The following is a 5,596-nucleotide window of genomic DNA, read 5'->3' on the forward strand; positions in this document are numbered from 1 at the left end:
GGTCTTCCTGGCAGTCTGCATGGCAATGATCTCCATCGAGAAAGTTGGGCGCCCTTATCTTTCTAGAGCTAAGGGTGCCGGTCTCCTCCTCATGGAATCTTCACATAGGACGGCGGCATCAGCCTAACGTCATGCCCCAGCTCTTGAAGCCTGCGCCCCCAGTCGTGAGAACCTGCAAGGCGCATCTGCGCGCCAGAGCGATCAGGACCATCGACGCTCTATGGCAGGCGATCGGCGACATCTGCACCCTGTTCTCGCCCAAGAATCCAGATTTGCTGGCGACATTCCTGTCCGGAATGATGCTGACGGCTGTCGGGCTGCTCCGACTCGGCACCTTCATCAAGTATATCCCCTGTCCCGTTACCTCGGCTTCACGGCCGGCATCGCGGTGACCTTATTCGCCAGCGAACGTGAGGATTTGCTCGGGTTAATGGCAAGCAGTGTGGTCTTTATCAACGTGCCGCTCGGACAGACGCCGTATCCGCGCTCGATTGTGCGAGCGGTGGTGGTCGGGCCATAGCTCGGAATCTCCGGTAAAGGCGTCTCGCGCCGATCATGGACGCGGGCATCAGCATTTCTTTCTTGAGCGCCACGGCCGGCCAAACCCATCGTGATCGCAGGGCGTATCGCCGGGCTGATGGCAAGCACTCCAATAGCCCAGAGATGCATACCGCGACCCTGCAACGACACCCTGCGGTCGGTTCGTCTCCGTCATACTCGTTTCCCGAGACACGGACTGCCGCTTCAATTACCTCAGGTGACGAGAGCAGGGCAGGGTACCCCGAATGCGCGCGCTCATAACTCGCGGCGGCCACGACCCCGCGTGCGGCTGAGCCGCAGACTGCGACCGGTGTGCCGCTAAATTCGGGATTGTCGCGCTGCTCGAGCGGGGCATAGAAAGCATCCAATCCACCTGAATAACCTTGTGGACGGGAGCGACTGCCTCGCTCCGATCGCCGGTAGGCCGCGATTGCATTGTTCACCGCAATCGGCGACGAGCCGCAGTTCCGCGAAGCGTGCGAACTGCGGCATGACCGGGATGGGTGCCCAGGAATGCCTCGAAATAGTGGTAGCTCCGACCGATGCCAAGCGAGGGCTCGACTTGTGTGTCAGTACAAAATTTTACTGCCGAGTGATTTTGTCGGAATTCATTACTCGAATTGCATGCGTCCAGGTGTAGACGCCCAGGATTCTGCGGAGTTCGGGTATATATGGGCTCTAGTGCGAACAATTTGGAATTGACAGGCATGTAAATTGTGGCTACAAGGAGGCTTGACATGTCTGTCAATACGTCTTTGTACGCGGCGCTTCGTCACTGCAGGAATTCGTCGTCAGATGCCAGAGCGGCGCGTCTCAAGAGAAAAGCACGGGAAAGAATCATGGAAAGCGTTGCTCATACTCAGCTGGAACAGCGGGTTAAGAGAACGAAACAGCGCTTATGTTTGAATTCCGGTGCAAGAGCTGAGAACTTGCTGGAAGGTGCGCTCGCATGCTTTGCGGAAGCTAGGTACGAGGACGTCACTATTCCTCTTGTCGCCAAGCGTCTCGGCGTCACGCATTCGCTGGTATATTACTACTTCAAAAATAAAGACGTTTTCTTCCAGTCTTCCGTTCTCCACGCGCTCGATCTCATGATGTCGAGGTATGGGGACGTTATGCGCCGCTACGACGGGCCAGCGGAATTGCTCGGTGCCTATCTCGACCTTAGTGTCGAAATGTCCGAAACCCTCCGAAGCCTGACTCGTATCATGTTCTCGAACGCCTGCGGCGCGAGAGGCGGTGGATCGGAATTCATAGACGGCTTTGTAGAGGATTTTTACCAGTTCGAAAAAGACTCCCTCGCCATCTGCATACGCCTGGGTGTCGCGGAAAAAGTCTTCTTTTGCGATGATCCCGACCAGATGAGTGCATTCATTTCGAGAAATATCGACGGTATTTTCTTTGGAAGCTTCATTCCCCAGGGCGCGCCTATATTTGGCGCAATGCAATACCTGAAGAAAATGATCTGCGAGCTTCTTAAATTCGACGGCGACCTCAACTCGCCGCTTTATTTCGAGAACCACGCCAAGATTTCGAAGTCTCGTTCATGAGCTGGTAAGTAGGAGAGAACACATGTGAGGCAGCTTCGTTCGGCCGTTATTTTACATTCCGCTCGATTACGGGGGCGTCGTTTTACAAGCACAGAGCCGCTTTCAACATACCCTGCGAAGGAATTTTCGATATCCGGGGAATGGTACGAGTCCGTGAATCTGACGGAATATAGGGGCAGGTTAGGCGCTGCTATAGCTTCGGACAGCATAGTTGTCTGATGTGCCCGAAAGCATTCGTCTATTGGATCGCAGACTTTTAGTACCAGGAGGAGTTTGAATAGTTCGCAATAATTTCAAAGTAAATGTTGACTCGTGCCGATTTCGATATTCTAATTTGATGTGTGCGGATTTATTAGAAGCATATATCAATATAAACTTAGAGTTATTAAGGAGATCATGACTTGGAAAATAGAACATCTTCGCCCGTCGTTTCCGATGACTATGTCACGTTTGGAAGGAGTCACGGAAAAACGAGCTTTCCCGGCTGCCTGATTGCTGGAATTCCGACGTTCCTCGGCGCCAATGTCGTGCCTCCGAAGCGGGAAGAGCTGGAAGCCCATGGTGTAAAAGCTGCCGTGCTGGGTATGCCATGGGAAGGTACGGCTACTCTTAGACCAGGGGCTAGTTATGGTCCTCGCGCAATACGAATGGCTTCCGAGGCCTACGTCAGCTATCATGGAGAGTATCAGGTTGATCTCTTCGAAGCTCTTAATTTTGTCGACTGCGGCGACGTTTCTGTGGTCCCGGGCAACGCGGCCCGAACTTTTGAGCGAGCCGAGCGATGCATCTCCGAGATTGTCAAGGCTGGTGCATTCCCCATCGTTTTCGGTGGAGACGATTCCTGCCCGATTCCCGTTACCGCGGCATTGTCAAAGCTCATCGACGGACCGATGGGGTACATCCAGATAGATGCTCATATGGATACTGCCGAGAATGTTGAAGGCGAGACCCTCAACCATGCATGTCCAGTCAGCCGGACCGCCGAACTGCCAAATGTCGATCCATCCAACGTCGTCGTAGTTGGCCTCAACAGTCCGCTAAATCCCAAGTCGGAGCGCGACTATGCGCGTAAAGCTGGTATCCAACTGATAACAGTGTCGGATATCGACGACTGGGGTGTCAACAAGACGATTGAACGGATTCGTGACATCGCTTGGAAAGGCACCAAAGGTGTCGTCCTGCACACGGATCTGGACGTCTTGGATCAAGCCTACGCGCCGGGAGTTTCCGTGCCGGAAGTTGGTGGGCTGACTTCCCGCGAGCTCCTGAAGCTCGTGCGTGGCCTCGTGGCTCTCGGGATTGATGCCTATGTCATCACGGAATGTGCCCCGGTCTATGACCTTGGCAACAACGCGGCCCGTGTCGCGACCCGGTTGGCGCTCGATACGCTGGGAATCAGGGCGAATCCATCCGGCCTCGGACACGTTTAAGGGCGCGGAGAACAAAGACGCTTTCACTGCAAAGATGAGGTCTTCTTAGAAATAAATCCAACAACAATAATCGAAGGCTGTGGCCTCAATCGAAGCCATAGCCTTCAATATGGAGGGGAAATGACATGGAGGGGAAAATGACATCACATAACGATTCCAGATTTGATCTTGAATTGAGCCGCAGGTTGGCGACCATAGAGTCAGCAGATTATGACGACCCAGCTAGAAAAGACCTGCCATTTGGAGATATACTGTGGCTTTGCTTCGGCATCGTGGTCGTAATATCAATCAGCGCGATGGTTCTGTACTGATGGGGGCCCGTGGAGAGGTTTCATCCCCTCGGGGCGAGGGAAAGACTATAGCTGTCCCTGTTGAGCTGGATTCCGCCTTCGGAACATTGCCGCTACTTAAGCATGAGCGCGAATGGGGCGGTTGGGACTACGCCTGGGTCAACATCGGAATGGCCGTCGCCACTTGGGCGTTCCTGGTTGGCGGCAGCACTGCATTATTTGTCGGTGCCAAGCACGGAATTTTGGCGATTATTATCGGTACGTCGATTGGCGCTGCAGTCGTGGCCATAGGTGTCTGCATCTCGGCCGGTAAATACGGCACGGAACAGTACACATTCCTTCGCAGCGTCTTTGGTCACGCCGGCTCCCGGCTGATGCTGTTCCTGCTTCTCGTGATCTTTGGCGTCGGATGGGCTTCCGTGCTGTCGATCATGTTTGGACGGGCAAGTACCAACATTTTGAATGTTGCTACAAGCGGCAACTACAGTCCAAACGGGTTAGTTGTGACCGCCTTTGGCCTGGTTGGGATCGCTATTGCTTGGCTTGCGCTTTGGCGAGGGCCAGTATCAATTAACTGGCTCAATCGCATCGTTTCACCCGGCCTGCTCGGGCTATCAGCCGTCATGCTCTATCTGATTTTTCATGATCAGGGATGGGATCGTATTGTTAATGCAGAGCCCACGTCTCCCACCGGAGATACGAGGGTAGATTTCATGATAGCCGTCGAATTGAGCCTTTCGGCCACGCTCGGCTGGTGGCCAATCACGGGCAATGTTGCCCGCCTCACGCGCTCGCCTCGATCCGCAATGTGGCCAAATATGCTAGGCATTGGCTTGGCACAGATCGTTGCCACATGTGTCGGGCTGCTCGCAGCCCTCGCTCTGAGAGATGCAGACCCGACCGTCTGGATGATTCCACTCGGCGGGCTCGCGTTGGGAATTTTTGCACTGGTCTTCATTGCACTCGCGAACATCACAAGCATGGTCGTTATATTTTACGGAATGGCGGTTGCGCTTCGTCAAGGTGGAGGGTGGTGGATGCGTCTGTCCTGGGGGAAATTGACCGCTTTGCTGTTTTTACCGGCCGCAATCGCAGCATTTTACCCTGAAGTATTGTATGATAATTTCTCCGTGTTCCTCTCGTGGACCGTACTGATATTTTCACCGGTATCGGGCGTCACGTTGGTCGATTTCTTGTTCTTACGTAAGCGCCGCATTGACCAGCGCGCACTGTATGATGTCTCGAAAGATGGGAAATATGCATTCTGGTCGGGCTGGAACATTGTAGCATTCGCCTCGATTTTTATTGGTGGCTCTGTCTACTTCCTTCTGCTCAATCCACAGCACCTGTCTCCCAGCAGCTTGTTCGGCGTGTTAGGTGCCTCGGGGCCGGCATGTATCGTAGCCGGAATCTCATATGCGATCCTGACACGGATTTTCGTGAAGCCTACTGGACGCGGTGGATACATCGACAATCAGCAACTAGAAAATAATGCCGCCCCTGCGAGATAGTTGATGCCCTCGGGGAGGTTTAAAAAAGAATAAATTAGCCAAGGAGATCAGTCAGCGTCCGTCGTTGATAACCAACGACGGACCTTCTTTGGCGGATAACTATGCGGTTTGCACAGAGATGGAAATTGCAACCGCATTAGCGATGGCAAATTAGCGCCTATATTTTGAGGCCGTATGATGTCCTTGGCCTGTGCGCCGGGAAAGTTCATTTTTTCACAGATGGGAGAACAATAGATGACTGCATCCTGGAGGTTTTCGACCTTGGCGGATCGCCA

5 protein-coding genes and 1 pseudogene are annotated in these 5,596 nt (G+C 53.6%); 4 read left to right on the plus strand and 2 right to left on the minus strand.

Features of this window, described 5'->3' with window-relative positions; all coding sequences use genetic code 11:
• Positions 1 to 272: 272 nt before the first annotated feature.
• Positions 273 to 430 (plus strand): annotated as a pseudogene (locus ACLKMW_RS26190) (SulP family inorganic anion transporter); the annotation flags it as partial.
• A 22-nt stretch (positions 431 to 452) separates the two neighbouring features.
• Here ACLKMW_RS26190 and ACLKMW_RS26195 read toward each other — a convergent pair.
• Positions 453 to 983 (minus strand): Y-family DNA polymerase, encoded by a 531-nt coding sequence (locus ACLKMW_RS26195; protein WP_415727449.1) that lies wholly within the window; start codon positions 981 to 983, stop codon positions 453 to 455.
• Positions 984 to 1,277: 294 nt separating this feature from the next.
• Between ACLKMW_RS26195 and ACLKMW_RS26200 the strand changes: the two genes are divergently transcribed.
• The 3 genes from ACLKMW_RS26200 (at position 1,278) to ACLKMW_RS26210 (ending at position 5,321) form a co-directional block, all read left to right on the plus strand.
• Complete coding sequence (locus tag ACLKMW_RS26200) at positions 1,278 to 2,090, plus strand: TetR/AcrR family transcriptional regulator (RefSeq protein ID WP_415727450.1); 813 nt, start codon at positions 1,278 to 1,280, stop codon at positions 2,088 to 2,090.
• Between the two features lie 401 nt (positions 2,091 to 2,491).
• Positions 2,492 to 3,520: an agmatinase gene (gene speB / locus ACLKMW_RS26205; protein ID WP_415727451.1), complete on the plus strand. Its 1,029-nt coding sequence runs from the start codon at positions 2,492 to 2,494 to the stop codon at positions 3,518 to 3,520.
• A 253-nt stretch (positions 3,521 to 3,773) separates the two neighbouring features.
• A complete protein-coding gene (locus ACLKMW_RS26210) occupies positions 3,774 to 5,321 on the plus strand; it encodes a purine-cytosine permease family protein (protein WP_415727453.1) in 1,548 nt (515 codons plus the stop codon).
• Between the two features lie 47 nt (positions 5,322 to 5,368).
• Here ACLKMW_RS26210 and ACLKMW_RS26215 read toward each other — a convergent pair.
• Positions 5,369 to 5,596: hypothetical protein (locus ACLKMW_RS26215; protein ID WP_415727454.1), on the minus strand; the 228-nt coding region annotated here is incomplete at its 5' end.

Origin of the sequence: Borborobacter xinjiangensis, from assembly GCF_047739745.1 — a bacterium.
Classification (GTDB): Bacteria; Pseudomonadota; Alphaproteobacteria; order Rhizobiales; family Rhizobiaceae; genus Pseudaminobacter.